The organism is Nocardia sp. NPDC056541 (assembly GCF_042794235.1).
In the GTDB taxonomy this organism is placed as follows: domain Bacteria; phylum Actinomycetota; class Actinomycetes; order Mycobacteriales; family Mycobacteriaceae; genus Nocardia.
This window is the reverse complement of the sequence record NZ_JBHTUD010000016.1, coordinates 15,977-35,764: the sequence shown is the minus strand read 5'-3', so window position 1 is coordinate 35,764 and position 19,788 is coordinate 15,977. Positions and strand designations below refer to the sequence as shown.

Sequence of the window (19,788 nt, the reverse complement as noted above, 5' to 3'; positions counted from 1 at the left end):
TTCTTCTTCTCGAAGCGAATCGTTCTCGTTCGCGAACGCATCGTTCACCGGGCGGAGCTCGCCGACCGCGCGAGCGCACAGCCCGGCAGAACCACCACTGCATCCGATATCCGTCGATCGGATCGCTCGTCGTCGCGCGACGCCCCTGCCAGCATGGGCGTGATCTTGGTAGCCGTGCCATGTGAGCCGCTTAACGTCGGCTGAAGTACTCAGGCGGTGGGGCGCTTCGACTTCGGGAGCTTGGCGACGACCGCGTCGTAGGAGGCGTCGATCAGTTCGCGTAGTTCGTCGTCCGGCACCGCGCCACCGACGCGGATGCTGTTCCAGCCGTAGCGGCCGATGTAGGCCGACACGGTGACGTCGTCGGGGTAGATGTCGACCAGCTCGTCGGCTTCGGTGCGGTCACGCCCGCACTTGAGCCCGATCGACGTGCCCGCGCCGAGGAACGCGAAGACTTTGTCGCCGACCTTGGCGACGGTGTCGCCCTCCCACGGCTCGTCCTCCCAGGCGCCCGGTTTGGCCAGGCAGTAAGCCAGGACGTCGACACTCATCGTCAGCTCCTTCAGACGGGCAACAGTCGGGAGACCACCTCGGTCAGCTGCCGAGCTGATCGGCATTCGTGCATCTCGATCACCGAACCGTAGTCGCGGGCCGCTGAATCGCCTGTCCCCCACAGGTTCTGGGGTTCCGGATTCAGCCAGTGCGCGTGCCGGGCGGTGCCGACCAGTTCGCGCAGGGTGTCCAGCTGCGGGTTGCGGTAGTTGGTGCGGCCGTCGCCGAGAACCAGCAGCGAGCTGCGGCTGGTGACGGCCTCACCGAAGTTCTCGGCGAAGCTGGTCAGCGCGTAGCCGTAGTCGGAGTGCCCGTCGGCGTCGATGATGCGCGACTCGGTGAAGATCCGGGTCATCACATCGTCGAGACCCGCGTACGGCTCGAAGAAGCTCGTCACCTCGTCGGTGCGGTCGACGAACGCGAAGATCCGCACCCGGGAGAACTGCTCCCGCAGCGCGCTCACCAGCAGCAGTGTGAAGTTGCTGAACCCGGCCACCGAGCCCGAGATATCGCACAGCAGCACCAGTTCCGGTCGACCGGGACGCGGCTTGCGGTTCACCAGATCGATCGGCACCCCGCCGGTGGACATCGAGGCACGCAGGGTCTTGCGCAGATCGATTTCGCCGCGCCGCGCTCGTTTGCGCCGCACCGCCAGCCGCGAGGCCAGGATCCGGGCCAGTCGCTGGGTGCCGCGCCGCAGTTCGGTGAGCTCGCGTTCGGACGCGCGCAGGAAGTCGGCGTCCTCGGCCTGGCGCGCGACACCGTAGGTCGCGACGCGTTCGCGCCCGATCTGCTCTGCCACGCGCCGATTGGTCTCGGCTTCCACGCTGGCGCGGAACCCCGCGATGCGTTCCCGTGCGACGCGGCGGGCAACCTCGGTGTCGCGCTCGCTCGCGTCCGGCGGGAGAGCGAGACCCGCGAGCACCTTGGCCAGCAAGGACTGGGGCGCGAGATCTTTGAGAGCCTGGTACGCGGAGAACGACGGTCCACGCGCGGACTGGTACTGCCCCAGCTGTTCGACCACCTGCCCGGCCAGCATCTGCAACTGCTCGCCACCGCCGTCGGCGGCGAGCAGTTCGGCGAGCTGCTCACGGAGGGCGGCCAGGTCGATCTGGCCGTCGGGAGTGCGTGGCAGGTCCGGAGTCTCAGCGGTGCGATCCCCCACGGCAACGGGGAACCACAGATCGAACAGGCCGTCGAAGGTGGCGCGGTGGGTGGGCCTGCGCAGCAGCGCACAGGCCAGCCCTTCGCGCACCGCTTCGCGATCGAGCAGATCCAGCACGGTCAGTACCCGGCCCGCATCGACGGTTTCCGAGGGTCCCACCGGCACGCCACGGGCGCGGAGCGCACCGACGAAACCGGCGACGTGGCCGCCGATTCCGTGGGGTGCTGGCGCAGTCACGATCAGGCCAGTTTCAGCTCGGCCAGCGCGCGCTGGTGATCGCTGCGGTGCTTGAGCACCACGCCGAGCGTGGCGCGCACGGTCGCGTCGTCGAGGTCGGCGGCGCCCAACGCGAGCAAGGTGTTGCCCCAGTCGATCGTTTCGGCGACCGAGGGCAGCTTCTTGAGTTGCATACCGCGCAACACGTGCACGACCCGTACCAGTTGCTCGGCCACGGTGCTCGGGAGTTCCGGCACACGGCTGGCCAGGATGCGGCGCTCGAGATCTTCGTCGGGGAAGTCGAGGTGCAGGTACAGGCAGCGGCGCTTGAGCGCCTCCGACAGTTCCCTGGTGGCGTTCGAGGTGAGCACCACGAACGGCTTGCGTGTGGCGGTGATGGTGCCCAGCTCGGGCACGGTCACCGCGAAATCGCTGAGCACTTCGAGCAGCAGACCCTCGATCTCGACGTCGGCCTTGTCGGTCTCGTCGATCAGCAACACCGTCGGCTCGGTGCGGCGGATGGCGGTGAGCAACGGGCGCGAGAGCAGGAACTCCTCGGTGAAGACGTCGGCTTTGGTTTCGGCCCAATCATTTTCACTCGACGCCTGGATCCGCAGGATCTGCTTGGCGTGATTCCACTCGTAGAGCGCGCGAGCCTCGTCGACGCCTTCGTAGCACTGCAGGCGGACCAGTTCGGCATCGGCGACCTGGGCTACCGCCCGCGAGAGTTCGGTCTTGCCGACACCGGCCGGGCCCTCGATGAGCAGCGGTTTGCCCAGCCGGTCGGCAAGGAAGACCGAAGTGGCCGTTGCTTTGTCGGCCAGGTAGCCGGTGGTGGCGAGACGGGAGATGACATCGTCTACCGACGTGAAGATCGGTTCCTGTACGAGAGTCACGATCACACCGGCCGAGTCTGGCCGTCGCCCCACACGATCCACTTCGTGGAGGTGAGTTCGGGCAGTGCCATCGGGCCGCGGGCGTGCAGTTTCTGGGTGGAGATGCCGATCTCGGCGCCGAACCCGAACTGCTCACCGTCGGTGAACGCGGTGGACGCGTTCACCATCACCGCGGCGGCGTCCACGCGGGCCGTGAACTCGCGAGCGGCGGCCAGATCGGCGGTGACGATGGCCTCGGTGTGGCCGGTCCCCCAGGTGTTGATGTGGTCGACGGCGGCATCGAGGTCGTCGACCACCTTCAGCGCGATATCGAGGGTGAGGTACTCCTCACCCCAGTCGGCATCGGTGGCCGGGACCTGACCGGGCAGGTCGCCGTGGATGGTGACGCCCGCGTCGTCGAGCGCCTTGCTGAGCCGCGGCAGCGCGGTCTCGGCGACGGCGGCGTCGATGAGTACGGTCTCGGCGGCGTTGCAGACGCTGGGTCGGCGGGTCTTGGCATTGAGCACGATGGCCTCGGCCATGTCCAGATCGGCGGCCGAGTGCACGTAGACGTGGCAGTTGCCGGTGCCGGTCTCGATGGTGGGCACCTGCGCGTCGCGGACGACGGCGTTGATCAGGCCCGCACCGCCGCGCGGGATCACCACGTCGACGAGGCCGCGGGCCTGGATCAGGTGGGTGACGCTGGAGCGGTCGTTGCTCGGCAGCAGTTGCACGGCGTCGGCCGGAACATCCTGGGCGACAAGGGCCTCGCGCAAGACCTCGACCAGTGCGGCGTTGGAGTTCGCCGCCGAGGACGACCCGCGCAGCAGCGCCGCGTTGCCCGATTTGAGAGCGAGACCGAACGCGTCGACGGTGACATTGGGCCGCGCCTCGTAGACCATGCCGACCACACCGAGGGGGACGCGGGTCTGGCGGATCTCGAGGCCGTTGGGCAACGTGGAACCGCGCACGATGACACCCACCGGGTCGGGCAGAGTGGCGACCTGCCGCAGCCCCGAGGCGATGCCGTCGATGCGGGCCTTGGTGAGCCGCAGCCGATCGAGCAGATTCTCCTCGGTACCGGCGGCCTGCGCGGTCGCGATGTCCTCGGCGTTGGCCGCGAGTACGCGATCGGCGGCGGCGAGCAGGGCGTCGGCCGCCGCGTGCAGGGCGTCGTTCTTCTGCGCCGTGGTCAGCTGAGCCAGCACACGGGACGCGACGCGAGCCCTGCGGGCGGCGTCGTGCACCGCTGCGCGGATGTCCAGCTCGGGGGTCACTTCTACCGTCATGGCTATCAGCCTACGCAGGCCGCCTCGCGCGCTCGACGCCACCCGGGACCCGGAATAGCCCTCCGACCGGCACCGGGACCGAGTTGTGCACAGGTTCGGCGACGCCGTCGACAAAGTTGTCCACAGCAACGCCGTCGCCACTAGATTCGGCGTCATGGATCGCACCGGTTCACCGACCGTCGTCGTGCTCGGCAGCGTCAATATGGACCTGGTCACGACGGTCCCACGCAGGCCCGCGCCGGGTGAGACGGTGCTCGGGAGCGACTTCGCGACCGTGCCCGGCGGTAAGGGGGCGAACCAGGCGATCGCGGCCGTGCGATCCGGGGCGCGGGTGCGATTTCTCGGGGCGATCGGCGACGACGCGTTCGGGACGGACCTGGCGGCCACGTTGTCGGGGGCCGGCGTCGACATCACTTTGCTCCGCAGGGTCGATGGCGCCAGCGGGATCGCCTCGATCGTGGTCGACGAGGCAGGCGAGAACAGCATCATCGTGGTGGCGGGGGCCAACGGGCGGGTGACCGACCTGACGGCAGCCGAACTCGCCGCGATCGCACGTGCCGACATCCTGTTGTGCCAGTTGGAGATTCCGATCCACACGGTGCTCGCCGCAGCACAGCACGCCCGCGCGTCGGGCACCGTCGTCGCGCTCAATCCGTCCCCGGTTCAGCCGCTGCCCGACGAATTATGGGCGGCCGTCGATCTCGCGATCGTGAATTCCCTGGAGTCCGAGCAGTATTCGGACGAGCTGACGCACGTCGCGCATCTCGTGCGCACGCTCGGTGGGGACGGCGCCGTTTATCGCGACGCCGACGGAAACGAGCGATCCGTCGGCGGTCGCACCGTCGAGGTCCTCGACACGACGGGCGCGGGCGACGCGTTCACCGGCGCACTGGTCGCAACCTGGAATCAGGGCGTGTCTACCGCGCTGAACTGGGCGAACACCGCCGGAGCTCTGACGACCACCCGGCTCGGCGCGAGCTCGGCGATCCCCGGAAGCGACCGGATCGCGGCGGCCCTCACCGCCGACTGACCTGTCGGGCGCGGCGAAAATCAGGTGCGCCGCCTCCACCCCATCCCTACCGTTGGTCCTTCATCAAGGAGAGGACCGACCATGTTTCCCGTCGAGCTGCGCGGTACGCGAGCGCAGACGCTCATGTGGGCCGACGAGCACGAGATCGAGCAGTCAGCGCTGCGCCAGCTTCGCAATATCGCGAACCTGGAATGGGTGCACGGACTGCGCGTGATGCCCGATGTGCACCTGGGCAAAGGGGCGACGGTCGGGTCCGTGATCGCGATGCGTGATGCGGTGGCGCCTGCCGCGGTCGGGGTGGATATCGGATGCGGGATGGAGAGCGTGAAGACCGATCTCACCGCCGCCGACCTGCCGGATGACCTGCGCTCGTTGCGCAGCCGGATCGAGAGCGCGGTACCGGTCGGCTTCCAGGCGCACAAGGACGCGGTGAACGTCACGAAGCTGGGTGCGGAGTTCGCGGGGTCGCATGGGCAGGCCGCGTTGCGGGCCAACAGCTGGGAGCGGTTCTGGCGTTCGTTCGGCGAGCTGCATCCCGGGGTCTCCCAGCTGGAGTCCAAGGCGCACAAGCAGATCGGATCGCTCGGGTCGGGCAATCACTTCATCGAGGTCTGCCTCGACCAGGACGATGCCGTCTGGATTCTGCTGCACTCCGGTTCGCGCAATATCGGCAAGGAGCTCGCCGAGCGGCACATGGCGGTGGCCCGCGCGCTGCCGCACAACCAGTCGCTGCCGGATCGCGATCTGGCCGTCTTCGTCTCCGGGACAGCGGAAATGGACGCTTACCGGCGTGACCTCACCTGGGCGCAGGAATACGCCGCGCGTAATCGTGCGGTGATGCTGTCGCTGGTGTGCCGTGCGGTACGCGATGAATTCGCCGGGCGCGAGGTGCGTTTCGACGAGCCCATTTCCTGCCATCACAACTATGTGGCCGAGGAGATCATCGACGGTGAGCCGATGCTGGTGACCCGTAAGGGCGCGGTGCGGGCCGGATCCGGTGAACTCGCGTTGATTCCGGGTTCGATGGGGACGCGGTCGTATGTGGTGCGGGGCAAGGGGAATCCGGCGTCGTTCCAGTCGGCCTCGCACGGTGCGGGGCGGCGGTTGAGCCGGTCGGCGGCCAAGCGGCAATTCACGGTCGCGGATCTGGTCGCGCAGACCGAGGGTGTGGAATCGCGTAAGGACGCGGGCGTGGTCGATGAGATCCCGGCCGCGTACAAGGACATCGATCAGGTGATCGCGGCACAGGCCGATCTGGTCGAGGTGGTGGCGACGCTGCGGCAGGTGCTGTGCGTGAAGGGCTGATTCATGGTCGGCTGTCTGTGTTGCCCATCGAACCTGTCGGAGGTGTACGGCACGATAGGCGCATGACCTCACCCGCAGGCAACGATGTGCTCGACCTGACGGCTCCTGACCTGCGCGAACGAGCCGAACAGCTGCTTCGTGAGCTCGCCGGACCCGATGCGCGGCTGCGGGAAGATCAGTGGATCGCGATCGAAGCGCTGGTGGTGCAGCGCAGGCGGGCGCTGGTCGTGCAACGGACCGGGTGGGGTAAGTCGGCGGTGTACTTCATCGCGGCCAAGTTGCTGCGCGGAGCGGGGCGTGGGCCGACGGTGATCGTGTCGCCGTTGCTGGCGTTGATGCGCAACCAGGTGGCGGCCGCCGAGCGCGCCGGGGTGGTGGCGGCCACGATCAACTCGGGCAACGTCACCGAGTGGGACGAGATCCATCAGCAGGTGGCCGACGGTGCGGTCGACGTGCTGCTGGTGAGCCCGGAACGGTTGAACAACCCCGACTTTCGCGATCAGGTGCTGCCTCGCCTTGCTGCCGACGCCGGGCTGGTCGTCATCGACGAAGCGCACTGTGTATCGGACTGGGGCCACGACTTCCGGCCCGACTACCGCCGCATCCGCACGTTGATCGCCGACCTCGGGTCGGAGGTGCCGGTCCTGGCGACCACCGCGACCGCCAACGACCGGGTGGTCACCGACGTGGCCGGACAGATCGGCACCGATACGTTGGTGCTGCGCGGCACTTTGGATCGCGAATCACTGCACCTGTCGGTGGTGCGGTTCGACGACGCGGTGCAGCGCACGGCGTGGCTGGGCGAACAGCTGCATCGGATGCCGGGCTCGGGCATCATCTACTGCCTCACGGTCGCGGCGGCCAACGATCTGGCCGACCTGCTGAATTCACACGGCCACACCGTCGCCGCCTATACCGGCCAGACCGACCCGGCCGAACGCGAGGTGCTCGAGGCCGCGCTACTGAACAACGAGGTGAAGGCGTTGATCGCGACGTCGGCACTGGGCATGGGTTTCGACAAGCCGGATCTCGGATTCGTCGTGCACGTCGGTGCGCCGTCCTCGCCGATCGCCTACTACCAGCAGGTCGGTCGCGCGGGGCGCGGTACCGAACGCGCCGAGGTGGTCCTGCTGCCCGGCCCCGAGGACGCGCGGATCTGGAGCTACTTCGCCTCCGTCGCCTTCCCGCGTGAACACATCGTGCGCTCGGTGCTCGCCGCGCTGGACACCGACCGGGCGATGTCGACGGTGGCGCTCGAACCGCTCGTCGAGCTGAACCGATCGCGTCTCGAGATGGTGCTGAAGGTGCTCGACGTCGACGGCGCCGTGCGCCGGGTGCGCGGCGGGTGGCTCTCGACCGGCCAGGACTGGACCTACGACACCGAGCGCTACGAGGGCCTGGCCGCGGCACGCGACGCCGAACAACAGGCGATGATCGATTATCAGTCGACGGCGTCGTGCCGGATGACCTTCCTGCGCCGCCAACTCGACGACCCCGGCCTGGGCGGGCTCGCGACAGCGGAGCTGGATTGCGGCCGCTGCGACAACTGCACCGGCACCCGTGCCGACACCACCGTCGACGACGCCGCGATCGCCGCGACCCGAGCCCGCCTCGATCGTCCCGGCCTCGACCTCGCCCCCCGCAAACAGTGGCCCAGCGGCATGGCGAAATTGGGAATCCCGTTGTCGGGCAAGATCTCCGGCGGTGCCGAGACCGGCCGCGTCCTCGGCCGACTCACCGACCTGGGCTGGGGAATGCGGCTGCGCGCCCTGCTCGACGCCACCGACGCACCGGTCCCCGACGCGGTCTTCGACGCCTGCGTCGCGGTACTGCGTGACTGGACCTGGACCACCCGTCCCACCTCGGTGCTGGCTCTCGAATCCCCCCGATATCCCCAGCTCACCGCCAGTCTCGCCGAACGCCTGGCCCAGATCGGCCGACTCGACAACCTCGGCACCCTCCGCACCAGACCCGACCGTCCCCCGGTCTCGGCGGCGAACTCCGCCCATCGGGTCGCCGGGCTGTTCGACTCCTGGGAGATCCCCGACCTCTCCGGGGTCGACGGACCGATCCTGCTCGTCGACACCCTCACCGACACCGGCTGGACCATGACCGTCGCCGCCCATGCCCTGCGCACCAGCGGCGCCGACGCCGTCCTCCCCTTCGCCCTGGCTACCCCGACCTGACCCGGCCCGAGCTCCCCGATCCCGAGGGGCGGCCGGGTCGCCCCTCGGAGCCGCGAATACGTGTGCCCCGGCGCGCCGAAAACACAGCCCAACACGCCGCCCAGATTGTGGGCACCCATCACCACCAGTGCTTGAATGCGCCTATGACCAGGACCACATTTGCTCGAACCCTGATGGCCGTTGCCGCGGGCTGTGCGGCCGGATTCACCCTCTTGACCGTTCCCGCCCAGGCGTCGAACGAGAACCCGCTCGACTGCGCCGGCGTCCCCGGCGCCCAGGCCGCCGCCGACCGTGAGAGCGCGATCCGCGGCATCGCCATCACGCCGCTGTGCTTCAGCGGCGGGCTCTACAGCGGCGTCCACGCCGGTATCCCCCTGGCGGTGCTCAATCCGTTGACGATGCCGGGCACCGCGAGCGTGTGCGTCGCCGAACGCGAAACCGTCGAGGCGGCAGCGAGATTCGAATGGACCGACCGGGTCCACGTGATGCCGATGTGCATCCAGAATCGGGCGTTCGGCGTGTACGAGCTGTAGCTCGCCCCGCACGGAGCGGTCCGCACGGAGTCGATCCGTGCGGACTTTTTTTGCCTCTTGCCCTATACGTATACATCTACTTATAGTGAGTCGGACGGAACGAGTACCGCTACCGCACAACTGAACACAGACCCACGACGACGGCCCGGAACGCAGGGCACGCCGCTCGTATACCCATGCCCACATGCGCACTGACTTATCAAATCGGAGCAATCGATGACCATCGAACCCGCATACGACACTGCCGTAGACACCACCGAGCCGAACACCGACAACGACGGGTTCGCCCCGGTGCTCGTCAAGGTCGGTCCAGGTGGCGGCCGCACCCAGCGCTTCACCGGCCGCGAGGTCGGCCGGTCACGCCGGGTAACCCGCAAGACCATCGAAACAGTCCGGGTCTACCTGACCCGCAAGGGCAACTTCCTGGTGCACAAGCAGACCTCGGCATGGTCGGACTACAACGAGCTCGGCGACTGGACCGTGGACTGGAAGAACTGGCGCTCGATCCTCGGCAAGGGCGAGCAGAGCTGGGGCGACTACACCACCGAGGTCGTCGATTCGCTCGACGCTGTGCGCCCACTGGTCTCCCCGAAGGTGCACCTGATGATCGTCGACCGCGTCCAGCACCCGCGCAACCACGACCTCGACATCTGACCAGCCGGGCCGGGAAAGGACCTACCACTATGTTCGCCAGACTGGGACGCGTCGTCGTCCACCATCCCTGGAAAGTGATCGGGCTGTGGGTGCTCGCGATCGTCGCCGTGTTGTCGACGGCGCCGACGCTCACCGCGACGACCGACCAATCCGAGTTCCTGCCTTCGCATTACGAGTCGATCCAGGCGATGAAGTTGCAGGAGCAGGCATTTCCGCAGCATTCCGCGCCCGCCGCGCTCATCGTGATGGTCCGCGCGGACGGCGCGGCGCTCACCGACGACGACTCGACTACGGTCGGCGCAGCAGCGGCAGCGCTCACCGCACGCAATATCAAGGGGGTCACCGGCATTCAGGTGACACCACCGTCGGAGAATCGCCTGGTTCAGGTCGTCGCCGTGCAGATGACCAAACTCACCGACGCCGCCGACAAGACGCAGGGCGAGGCGGTGAAGAGCCTGCGCGAACAGCTGAAGGAACAGGTGCGTGACACCGGGTTGAAGGCAGGCATCACCGGCACCGCGGCACAGACCCTCGATCAGACCGAGGAGGGCGAGAAGGGCATGGCGATCATCGGCATCGCCACGATCGTGCTGATCCTGGTGCTGCTGCTGATCATCTTCCGCAGCCCGGTCATCGCCTTGCTGCCGGTGATCACCATCGGCGCGATCTCGAGCACGGTCAGCGGCCTGATCGCCATGGCGGCCAAGGCATTCGACCTCGATATCGACACCTCGATCAGCGCCATCCTGCTGGTCGTACTGTTCGGCGTCGGCACCGACTACATCCTCTTCCTGATGTTCCGCTACCGGGAACGGCTGCGAGCGGGCGACGATCCCAAGACCGCGATGATCAACGCGGTGGCCCGCGTCGGTGAGGCCATCACCTCGGCGGCGGCCGCCGTGATCATCGCGTTCATGGCGCTGACCCTGTCGAGCCTCGGCATGTTCCGGGCGATGGGTCCCGCGCTGGCGATCGCCGTCGCGGTGGCGCTGCTGGCCGGTCTCACGCTGGTACCCGCGATCGTCTCCCTGCTGGGCACCAAGGTGTTCTGGCCCTCGAAGGCGTGGCAGGTCGAACCCAGAGGCGCGCGGTTCGGCGCGATCGGCGCGGCGATGGGCAGGCGGCCGGGCGTATTCGCTGTCGCCTCCGGCGGAGTGCTGGTGGCGCTCGGGGTGTTCGCGGTCGGCTTCAACCCGACCTTCGATCTGAGCTCGGGTTCCACCTCCGACGCCTCCGAGTCGGTGGTCTTCACCACCGAGCTGCTCAAGGGAATGCCCGCGGGCGCCACCCAGCCCTCCGACGTGCTGCTGCACTCGCCCGGCGGACCACTGAGCGAGGACCAGCTCACGACCTACCGAACGGCGTTGACCCAGGTCGAGGGCGTCGGGCAGGTCGGGCAGGCGCAATTGTCACCGGACCGCACGATCGCCGACTTCCAGGTGACGCTCGCCGACGCACCGGAATCCGATGCGGCGCTCGACACGGTGGCCGGTCCGCTGCGTACGGTCGCGCATCAAGCGGCGCCCGCGGGGGCCACGGCGGCGGTCGGCGGCATGACCGCGGTGTTCGTGGACTTCAAGGACGCCATGAACCACGACTACGCGATCGTTTTCCCGGTGGCCGCGATCCTGATCATGCTCGTGCTGGCGCTGCTGCTGCGCAGTCTCGTCGCACCGTGGTACCTGATGGCCTCGGTGTTCCTCGGCTTCGCCGCGACCTTGGGTGCCACGGTGCTGGTGTTCCAGCAGATCCAGGGCGAGAACGGCCTGATCTTCACGCTGCCGGTGATCATGTACCTGTTCGTCGTCGCGCTGGGCACCGACTACAACATCCTGATGGTCGCCCGGTTGCGCGAGGAAGCCCGCGAGGGACACACGCCACGCGAAGCGGCGGCGCTGGCCGTGCGGCACACCGGGCCGACCGTCGCGGCGGCCGGGCTGATCCTGGCGGGCACCTTCGCCTCGATGATGCTCGCGGGCAACAGCACCCTGTCACAGATGGGCTTCGCCATCTCGGTGGGCATCGCGATCGCCGCGTTCGTGATGGCGCTGTTCTTCACCCCCGCGGTGACCGCGCTGCTCGGGCGGCGCGCGTGGTGGCCCGGCCACGGTGGTGACAGCGACGCGGACGCGAAGTCCCGCTGGGCAGAGCACTCCTACGCCGAGAGCTACTACACCCCGCCGACGGAGCACAGCCGCTGGTAACGGCCACACCGACGCAGGCTCGCTCCCCCACGGGGGCGGGCCTGCTCGTCTATCGTTGGGCGGGTGGCCAAGTCTGCGGCGCCTGCGGTCGAACTACCGGTGGGTGAGCACACCGTGCGGGTCAGCAATCCCGACCGGGTGTATTTTCCCGAGCTCGGCGTGACCAAGCTCGACCTCGCGCAGTACTACCTGAGCGTCGGGGACGGGATCGTCAACGCCCTGCGGGATCGGCCCTGCATGCTGCACCGATTCCCCAAGGGACTGCCGGGCGGAAAGGTGCACCAGAAGCGGGTGCCCGCGGGTGCGCCGGACTGGATACCGACCGTGCGCGTGTATTTTCCGCGCTACGGCAGGCATGCCGACGAGCTGTGCGTGCACGAGCTCGCCGAGGTGATCTGGGCTGTGCAGATGTCCACCGTGGAGTTCCATCCCTGGAATTCGCGGGCCTCCGATACCGAGTCGCCCGACGAATGGCGCATCGACCTCGATCCGATGCCCGACTGCCCGTGGTCGCGGGTGCAGCGGGTGGCCGGGGTGGTGCACGAGGTGCTCGACGAGCTCGACGCGGTCGGCTGGCCGAAGACCTCCGGTGGGTCCGGACTGCACGTGTACGTGCGGATCGCGCCGGAGTACGGGTTTCAGGAGGTTCGCCGGGCCGCGCTCGCGTTCGCGCAGGAGATCGAACGGCGTGCGCCCGAGGATGTCACCACGGCCTGGTGGCGCAAGGACCGCGATCCCGCGCAGCTGTTCGTCGACTACAACCAGAACGCGCGCGACCACACCATCGCCGCCGCCTACTCCGTGCGTGGCGTGCCGGAGGCCACCGTGTCGACACCGGTTCGCTGGACCGAGATCGACGACATCGTGCCCCGCGACTTCACCATCCAGACCGTGCCTGCCCGCTATGCCGAACTCGGCGACCTACAGGCCGACATGGACAACGCCGTCTTCGACATCGCGCCCCTGCTGGAACTGGCCGACCGGCACGGCGTCGAAGAACTCGTCGACCTCGACGAACAGTGAGCAGTCCCGGACCACTTCGCGAGACCGGGAGGGTGCGGGGGCGCCGTCGACAGCGACGAGGAAGAATCAGGGTCCGGTACCGCGTGCGGTGCCCAGGACAGCGCTCGAGCCGCAGTGCGGCACCGGCAGCCGATCGACCCAGGAGGTCTCTGTGCAGGAATCCGCGACCACGATCGCGATCGCCCCGGATCAGCCGGCGCCGCGCTTGCTCGAGAAAGCGGTCGTCGGAGCGGGCGCTCGGGTGGGTGAGGTGGCGGAGGCCGACGCACTGATCTGGACCGGCAAACCCAGCGATTTTCCGGCGACCCTGCCGTCGTCGGTGCGCTGGGCGCAGTTGCCCGCCGCGGGGATCGAGGACTTCTTCGACGCGGGCGTGTTCACCGCGCATCCGGACGTGGTGTTCACCTCCGCGGCAGGGGCGTTCTCGCACAGTGTCGCCGAACACGCGCTGATGCTGTTGCTGGCCGGGGTGCGGTACCTGCCCGAACAGTTGCGGGCGACGTCGTGGCAGCAGCGGGAGTTCTTCCCGCACGTCGGATCGCTGCGCGGCAAGACCGTGACGATCGTCGGTGCCGGCGGGATCGGTCGCGCGCTGATCCCGATGCTGGCGCCGCTGGGCGCCCATGTGATCGCGGTGAACCGGTCGGGACGTCCGGTGACCGGCACCGGCATACCCGCCGATGTCGAGACGGTGCCGACCGATCAGCTCGCGCGGGTGTGGTCGCACACCGATCATGTGGTGGTCGCGGCACCCGCGACGGCGCAGACGCGCCACCTCATCGGCGCCGACGAACTGTCCAGGCTCAAGCCGTCGTCGTGGGTGATCAATGTGGCCCGTGGCAGCCTGATCGACACCGACGCGCTGGTGGACGCGCTGACCGGCGGGGTGATCGGCGGCGCCGGACTCGACGTCACCGACCCGGAACCGCTGCCCGACGGGCACCCGCTGTGGACATTGCCGAACGCGATCATCACCCCGCACGATTCGAACCCACCGCAGTTGCGGTTGGCGGCGTTCGCCGATCATGTCGGCGCGAATGTGGCACGGTTCGTCGCGGGCGAGCCGTTGGACGCGATCATCGACACTGCGCGCGGTTACTGAGAGGTCCGGCCGCTGAACCCGGACGGCGATCGTAAAAACGTCGGCCGACCTCAACGTCCGCCGGAACAGTCAGCTGAGGTACTCAGAGCGGGAAAAGATTCCGTTCGGAGATATGAGGCTCGATCGGCACGCCGGAATCGGACAACGCGGGTTAGGCTGTCCCCGTCCTGGTTCGGTAAGGATGGGATCGGCAATGGGATGGACCTTCACCGCTGACGAATTCGCGCACGTCTGGCGGGAATCGGGTCAGGATCGCATGCCGTTTCCGTTGCGCGTGCTCGAGTCGCCGCACACCGAGAACGACGCGGCGCGGCTACGCGCGGGACTCGACGACCGACTACGCGGGGGTGACCCCGACCTCGCCGCCTGTCTGCGGATCATCGCCGAACCACACGCCAGGATCGTGCTGGTCGGCGGCGCCCATACCCCAGGCAGCGAAATCCGGCTGCTGGCCTGCGCGGTCTACGACCATGCGGTGCTGGTAAGGCAGGAACCGAGTACCCGGCCCGATTACGGTGGCAGCGTGCGTGTTTCGATCGGGCACACCGCGGGGATCGGCGCGCGCGTCACCGCCTGCCTGCCCGATACCCCACCCGGACGTGAACCCGCGCGCGAGGCCGCGACCGAGGCGGTGCGCGACGAGGAAACCGTGCTCGCGACCCATCCCGCCGTGCCCCGCATCCAGCGATTATTACGCAGGCCGCACACCGCCGAGGGCCACATCCGCATCGAAACCGGGCTCGACCGTCCGGTGCCGAACCCACCGGTGCACTACAGCTGGATCGACGTGGCCAACGACGGCCGCTACCTGCTGCGAGCGGGCGAAACCGTGCACGTGGTGCCCGCGTCCACTGGGCAACTGGCCGCGCAATTGCAGCGCAGATTGGTGCCGGCGCACAGTTCGCACAGCAGAAGGTCCGGCTAACCTGGACTCCACCGCATCATCTGGAGGGGAGACGCGATGACGATCGAGAGCAGCAGAGCCGAGATCTCCCGGTTCCGCAGCGCCGCCGTGGCGGGGACACTGACATTCGACCCCGATGCCGCGCGCCGATGCGCCGACCTCTACGAACAGCAGGCCGAGCACCTCGCCCAGCTGCGACAGGGGCTCGAGAACGCTGCCGAGGCAACGGGATTCGGCGGCTTCGTCTCCGCCCAGCAGTTGCAGGCGGGCTTCGCGCACAAGGCACGCGACGCCGCCGAACTGCTCGATCGCTACATCGAGGCGGCCTACCGGATGAAAGAGGCGTTCCTGCTCAGCGCGGGCCTCTACGAGGAAGCCGACGCCGCCGCGGCCGCCGCCCTGCGCGCCGTCGATACGCGGGTGCGCGGATGAGCACCGACCCCACCTACATCAGTGCGATGGAACATTTCGAATCCATGCCGCACGAACAGATCTACACGCGCGCCCAGCAGATCGACGCCGGTGCCGTTCTCGGCGCGTCGATGACCTGGCTGGAGACCGCCGCCACCCTCTCCACCTCGATGCCGCTGACCAAATCCGGCGCCGAGCGGGTGATCGACGACACCGGCTGGTCCGGCGCCGCCGCCGATGCCGCCGCCGCGAGCACCCGCAGCTTCGCCGCCTCCATCGACGAACTGGCCACGGTGATGGCCGAAGTCGGCGCCCGCCTCGGCGGTGTCGCCGCGGCCGCCGAAGCCGTGAAGCTGGCCGTGGTGGCGCCGGGCGGTTCAGGCCCGATCGGGGCGATCGCCCGCCTGCTGGAGAGTGCGCAGGTGATCGACGCGCAGATGGCGGCCGAGGCGCTACGCCAAGAAGCTGTGCTGGCGATGAACATGATCTACAAGCCGGCGTATTCGCTTGCCGGAACCGGTGTCCCAGCACTGCCCACCGCACCAGGGGAGACAGAAGCGCCGTCGGGCCGAGGTGGTTCACCCTCACCGGGCAACGGGTCGACTCCGAGTCCCTCCGCACCACAAGGCAATTCGCCCCAGGAACCAGAATCCGGCGCGGCGCCCGGTGAAGCCCCCGCACCCGGCGCCACCGTGACGCCAGGCGAAGCCCCCGCACCGTCGGAAACCCCTGCACCCCAAGGTCAGAGCTCCACCCCACAGTCGCCGGCATCCGAGACCCCCTCGCCCACAACCGAAGCGCCCGTACCGTCTTCCGAAGCGCCCGCACCTACTACCGAAGCGCCCGCTCCCACCACCGAAGCGCCAGCGCCACCCGCACCGCCTACCGAAGCACCTGTGCCGTCTTCCGAAGCACCCGCACCCGCACCCACCACCGAAGCGCCAGCGCCGTCTTCCGAAGCGCCCGCACCCACCACCGAACCGCCAGCGCCGTCTTCCGAAGCGCCCGCACCCACCACCGAACCGCCAGCGCCGCCTACCGCAGCACCCGCGCCGCCTACCGAAGCGCCCACACCCACCACCGAAGCGCCCGTGCCGTCCACCGAACAACCCGCTCCACAGAGCCAGGGCCCGACCGTTCCGCCGACGAGTTCGCCCAGCGAGGCGCCCGCTCCCCCGCCCACGCAGCCGAATCAGCTACCGACACAGCAGGATTCGAATCCACCGGCACCGAGGCCCCCGACCACGGAAACCCCGCGGCCGACCGAAGCGCCCGCACCGACCTCGGAACAACCGGCCTCCCCGGCACCACCCGGCCGCCAAGCGCCACAACCACTTCCGCTGCCGGGCATGCCCGACATGTCCGACCCGGGCGGTCAGCCCGGCGTCACCGGCCCGGTTCCCGGATCCGACGTGTCCCCGTCACAGCCGGCCACACCCAAGGCGCCACCGCCCGAGACCGATCAGCCAGGAGTAGTCCCGCCGCGGTAGATCATCGACCGCGATACGTCCACGGCCCTTTCGTCGGAGTGCCCACCTCGAACCCCAGGTCATCACGCCCCGCAGCCGTGTGAACACCCCGAACGAAGGTCTCCGTTCAGACCTTCACCAGATCGTCCGCGTGAATCACCGGACGTTGCATCGTGTCGGGGAGATCAGTCGTAGACCGGCCGAGCATAGAGACGAGCTCGGCACTGTCATATTCGATAACCCCCCGAGCCACAACCGCGTCATCAGGGCTGACCAGATCCACCACATCCCCCCCGAAGAAGCGACCACGAATCCCGGTGATACCCGCCGCCAGCAACGAGTGTCGTTGAGCCACCGCATCAACCGCGCCCGCATCGAGCAGAACCGCGCCCCGCGGATCAGCGGCATGGCGAACCCAGAACTTACGACCGGAGAGCCGGATCGGGCGAGCAGCGAACGCCGTACCCACGGTGCCGCCGGTGAGGGCAACCGCAGCATCAGCGGCCGAAGCCAGCAGGACAGGAATGCCCGCATCGGCGGCGAGGCGGGCAGCGGAGAGCTTGGAGGCCATCCCGCCGGTCCCGAGCGCGCCACCGCTACCCGCGATCACGCCGTCGAGGTCGGCACTGCTGCGCACCTCGGGAATGAAGTTGGCGGCGCCCTTACGCGGGTCGCCGTCGTAGAGCCCCGCCACGTCCGACAGCAGGATCAGGGCGTCGGCGCCCACCAGGTGCGCCACCAGGGCGGCGAGCCGGTCGTTGTCGCCGAAGCGGATCTCCTCGGTCGCGACCGTGTCGTTCTCGTTCACCACCGCGATCGCGCCGAGCGACCGCAACCGGTCCAGCGTGCGCTGGGCGTTGCGGTGATGCTCCCGGCGGGCGAAATCGTCGGCGGAGAGCAGGATCTGGCCGACGGTGCGGTCATAGCGGGCGAACGATGTGCCCCACGCGTGGGCGAGAGCCAGCTGTCCGACGCTGGCCGCGGCCTGCTTGGTCGCGAGATCCTTGGGCCGTTTCGACAGGCCGAGCGGAGCGAGTCCCGCGCCGATCGCGCCCGAGGACACGACCACCACATCCGAACCGGCCCGCATCCGCGCCTCGACCGCGTCGGCCAGCAGATCGAGGCGGGCGGTGTCGAGGCCACCTTCGAGGCTGGTCAACGCCGACGAGCCGATCTTCACCACCACGGTGCGCGCCGACACGATCGCCGCGCGTCCCTGACTCAGCTCCGAACCCACCTGCATCGTTCAACTCCCTGCACCACGATCACCGAGCTACCTCGTCAACCATCGCAGTATGCCGATCCAATGGCCGCGCCCGACAGCGATTTTCGCCGGGCGCGACCCACCTCACTCTTTGCGTTCGCCGTTTTCGTCGAGCAGCCCACGTCGCGCCTGCGAGGCGAGCTTGCGCTCGGCCGCACCGATACGGTCGTTGGTCTCGAGCCGGAGGTCGGTTCCACGGCCGGTCGGCTGCATATCGACACCCGCCGAGATCATCGGCTCCCATTCGAAGGTCACACCGGCGATGGTGACCGGGCAGCCCGGTTGCGCACCCTGTTTGACCAGCGCGGCTTCGACACCCAGGCGAGCCAACCGGTCGGCCAGGTAGCCGACGGCTTCGTCGTTGTTGAAGTCGGTCTGGCGAATCCAGCGCTCGGGGCGAGTGCCGCGCACGATGAAACCACCCGCCTCCTCCGGGTCGGCGATGACGCTGAACCCGGTCTCGTCGGTCGCGATCGGGCGGATGATGGTGCGCTTGGGCGCGGCCTTGGGGTGATCCTCGCGATACTGACGAACCATGTCGGCCAGCGCGAACGTCAACGGGCGTAGGCCCGCGCGGCTCACGGCGGAGATCTCGAACACCGGCCAGCCACGCTCGGCGAACTCGGCGGACACCATTTCGGCCAGCTCGGCCGCATCGGGCACGTCGGTCTTGTTGAGGATGACCACGCGCGGGCGGTCGGCCAGATCACCGAGGCTGGCGTCACCTGACAAGGCGGGCTTGTATGCAGCGAGCTCGGCCTCGAGTGCATCGACGTCGGAGACCGGGTCGCGGCCGGGTTCCAGGGTCGCGCAGTCGACGACGTGGGCAAGCACCGCGCAGCGTTCGATGTGGCGCAGAAAGTCAAGGCCGAGGCCGCGGCCTTCGCTGGCACCGGGGATCAGGCCGGGCACGTCGGCGATGGTGAAGGTCGTGTCACCGGACAGCACGACGCCCAAGTTGGGGACCAGCGTGGTGAACGGGTAATCGGCGATCTTCGGCTTGGCCGCGGACAGCACCGAGACCAGCGACGACTTGCCCGCGGACGGGAAGCCGACGAGTCCGACGTCGGCGACCGACTTCAGCTCGAGTACGACGTCGACCTCGTCGCCCTCTTCGCCGAGCAGCGCGAAACCGGGCGCCTTGCGTGCCTTGGACGCCAGCGAGGCGTTGCCGAGGCCACCGCGGCCGCCACGGGCGATGATGAACCGGTTGCCCGCGCCGACGAGGTCGCAGACCACCTTGCCGTCGTCATCGACGACGACCGTTCCGTCGGGGACCTGCAGCACCAGATCGGCGCCGTTCTTGCCCTCTCGGTTGCTGCCCTCGCCGGGCTTGCCGTTGCCGGCCTTGGCGTTGGGGTGGAAATGGAAATCGAGCAGGGTGTGGACGTTGGCGTCGACCTCGAGGATCACGTCGCCGCCACTGCCGCCGTTGCCGCCGTCGGGCCCGCCGAGCGGCTTGAACTTCTCACGATGCACCGAGGCGCAACCGTGTCCACCTCTACCGGCACGAACATGCAGCACGACGCGGTCGATGAATTTGGACATGGGTTGATCCTCCTCCTTCTGACTAGTCGTTTGCGGTAAGGGGTGGGGAGAACACGAC

17 protein-coding genes are annotated in these 19,788 nt (G+C 68.5%); 11 read left to right on the top strand and 6 right to left on the bottom strand.

The window, feature by feature from the left end:
- Positions 1-209: 209 nt before the first annotated feature.
- From ACFQ9R_RS25695 to ACFQ9R_RS25680, 4 genes are read right to left on the bottom strand one after another with little or no spacing between them, the layout of a single operon-like run.
- Positions 210-551 (bottom strand): MmcQ/YjbR family DNA-binding protein, encoded by a 342-nt coding sequence (locus ACFQ9R_RS25695; protein WP_358071889.1) that lies wholly within the window; start codon positions 549-551, stop codon positions 210-212.
- An 11-nt stretch (positions 552-562) separates the two neighbouring features.
- On the bottom strand, positions 563-1,960 hold the full coding sequence (locus ACFQ9R_RS25690; protein ID WP_378994039.1) for a VWA domain-containing protein: 1,398 nt from the start codon (positions 1,958-1,960) through the stop codon (positions 563-565).
- On the bottom strand, positions 1,957-2,835 hold the full coding sequence (locus ACFQ9R_RS25685; protein ID WP_358071885.1) for a MoxR family ATPase: 879 nt from the start codon (positions 2,833-2,835) through the stop codon (positions 1,957-1,959). The genes ACFQ9R_RS25690 and ACFQ9R_RS25685 overlap by 4 nt, the downstream gene beginning before the upstream one ends.
- Positions 2,832-4,097 carry a glutamate-5-semialdehyde dehydrogenase gene (locus ACFQ9R_RS25680; RefSeq protein WP_378993768.1) on the bottom strand — a complete coding sequence of 422 codons (1,266 nt, stop codon included), beginning with the start codon at positions 4,095-4,097 and terminating at the stop codon, positions 2,832-2,834. The genes ACFQ9R_RS25685 and ACFQ9R_RS25680 overlap by 4 nt, the downstream gene beginning before the upstream one ends.
- A gap of 154 nt (positions 4,098-4,251) precedes the next feature.
- Between ACFQ9R_RS25680 and ACFQ9R_RS25675 the strand changes: the two genes are divergently transcribed.
- The 11 genes from ACFQ9R_RS25675 (at position 4,252) to ACFQ9R_RS25625 (ending at position 16,939) form a co-directional block, all read left to right on the top strand.
- On the top strand, positions 4,252-5,127 hold the full coding sequence (locus ACFQ9R_RS25675; protein ID WP_378993766.1) for a ribokinase: 876 nt from the start codon (positions 4,252-4,254) through the stop codon (positions 5,125-5,127).
- 81 nt (positions 5,128-5,208) lie between these two features.
- Positions 5,209-6,432 carry an RtcB family protein gene (locus ACFQ9R_RS25670; protein WP_378993764.1) on the top strand — a complete coding sequence of 408 codons (1,224 nt, stop codon included), beginning with the start codon at positions 5,209-5,211 and terminating at the stop codon, positions 6,430-6,432.
- A gap of 62 nt (positions 6,433-6,494) precedes the next feature.
- A complete protein-coding gene (locus ACFQ9R_RS25665; protein ID WP_378993762.1) occupies positions 6,495-8,618 on the top strand; it encodes a RecQ family ATP-dependent DNA helicase in 2,124 nt (707 codons plus the stop codon).
- A gap of 143 nt (positions 8,619-8,761) precedes the next feature.
- A complete protein-coding gene (locus ACFQ9R_RS25660) occupies positions 8,762-9,151 on the top strand; it encodes a hypothetical protein (protein WP_378637387.1) in 390 nt (129 codons plus the stop codon).
- Positions 9,152-9,367: 216 nt separating this feature from the next.
- Positions 9,368-9,805 (top strand): EXLDI protein, encoded by a 438-nt coding sequence (locus ACFQ9R_RS25655; protein WP_378993760.1) that lies wholly within the window; start codon positions 9,368-9,370, stop codon positions 9,803-9,805.
- A gap of 29 nt (positions 9,806-9,834) precedes the next feature.
- Entirely contained in the window at positions 9,835-12,009 is a 2,175-nt protein-coding gene (locus tag ACFQ9R_RS25650; protein WP_378993758.1) for an MMPL family transporter, read from the top strand.
- Positions 12,010-12,072: 63 nt separating this feature from the next.
- Entirely contained in the window at positions 12,073-13,032 is a 960-nt protein-coding gene (ligD, locus tag ACFQ9R_RS25645) for a non-homologous end-joining DNA ligase (RefSeq protein WP_378993756.1), read from the top strand.
- A 151-nt stretch (positions 13,033-13,183) separates the two neighbouring features.
- Positions 13,184-14,134 carry a D-isomer specific 2-hydroxyacid dehydrogenase family protein gene (locus ACFQ9R_RS25640; protein WP_378993754.1) on the top strand — a complete coding sequence of 317 codons (951 nt, stop codon included), beginning with the start codon at positions 13,184-13,186 and terminating at the stop codon, positions 14,132-14,134.
- Between the two features lie 193 nt (positions 14,135-14,327).
- Complete coding sequence (locus ACFQ9R_RS25635) at positions 14,328-15,059, top strand: ESX secretion-associated protein EspG (protein WP_378993752.1); 732 nt, start codon at positions 14,328-14,330, stop codon at positions 15,057-15,059.
- 36 nt (positions 15,060-15,095) lie between these two features.
- Positions 15,096-15,470, top strand: coding sequence for a hypothetical protein (locus tag ACFQ9R_RS25630; protein WP_378993750.1), 375 nt, complete (start codon positions 15,096-15,098; stop codon positions 15,468-15,470).
- Entirely contained in the window at positions 15,467-16,939 is a 1,473-nt protein-coding gene (locus tag ACFQ9R_RS25625) for a hypothetical protein (protein WP_378993748.1), read from the top strand. The genes ACFQ9R_RS25630 and ACFQ9R_RS25625 overlap by 4 nt, the downstream gene beginning before the upstream one ends.
- A 106-nt stretch (positions 16,940-17,045) precedes the next feature.
- On the opposite strand, the gene proB is transcribed toward ACFQ9R_RS25625, so the two are convergent.
- Together proB and obgE are read right to left on the bottom strand one after the other, a co-directional pair.
- Positions 17,046-18,161 carry a glutamate 5-kinase gene (gene proB, locus ACFQ9R_RS25620; RefSeq protein ID WP_378993746.1) on the bottom strand — a complete coding sequence of 372 codons (1,116 nt, stop codon included), beginning with the start codon at positions 18,159-18,161 and terminating at the stop codon, positions 17,046-17,048.
- Positions 18,162-18,266: 105 nt separating this feature from the next.
- Entirely contained in the window at positions 18,267-19,730 is a 1,464-nt protein-coding gene (obgE, locus tag ACFQ9R_RS25615; RefSeq protein ID WP_378993744.1) for a GTPase ObgE, read from the bottom strand.
- Between the last annotated feature and the right edge of the window lie 58 nt (positions 19,731-19,788).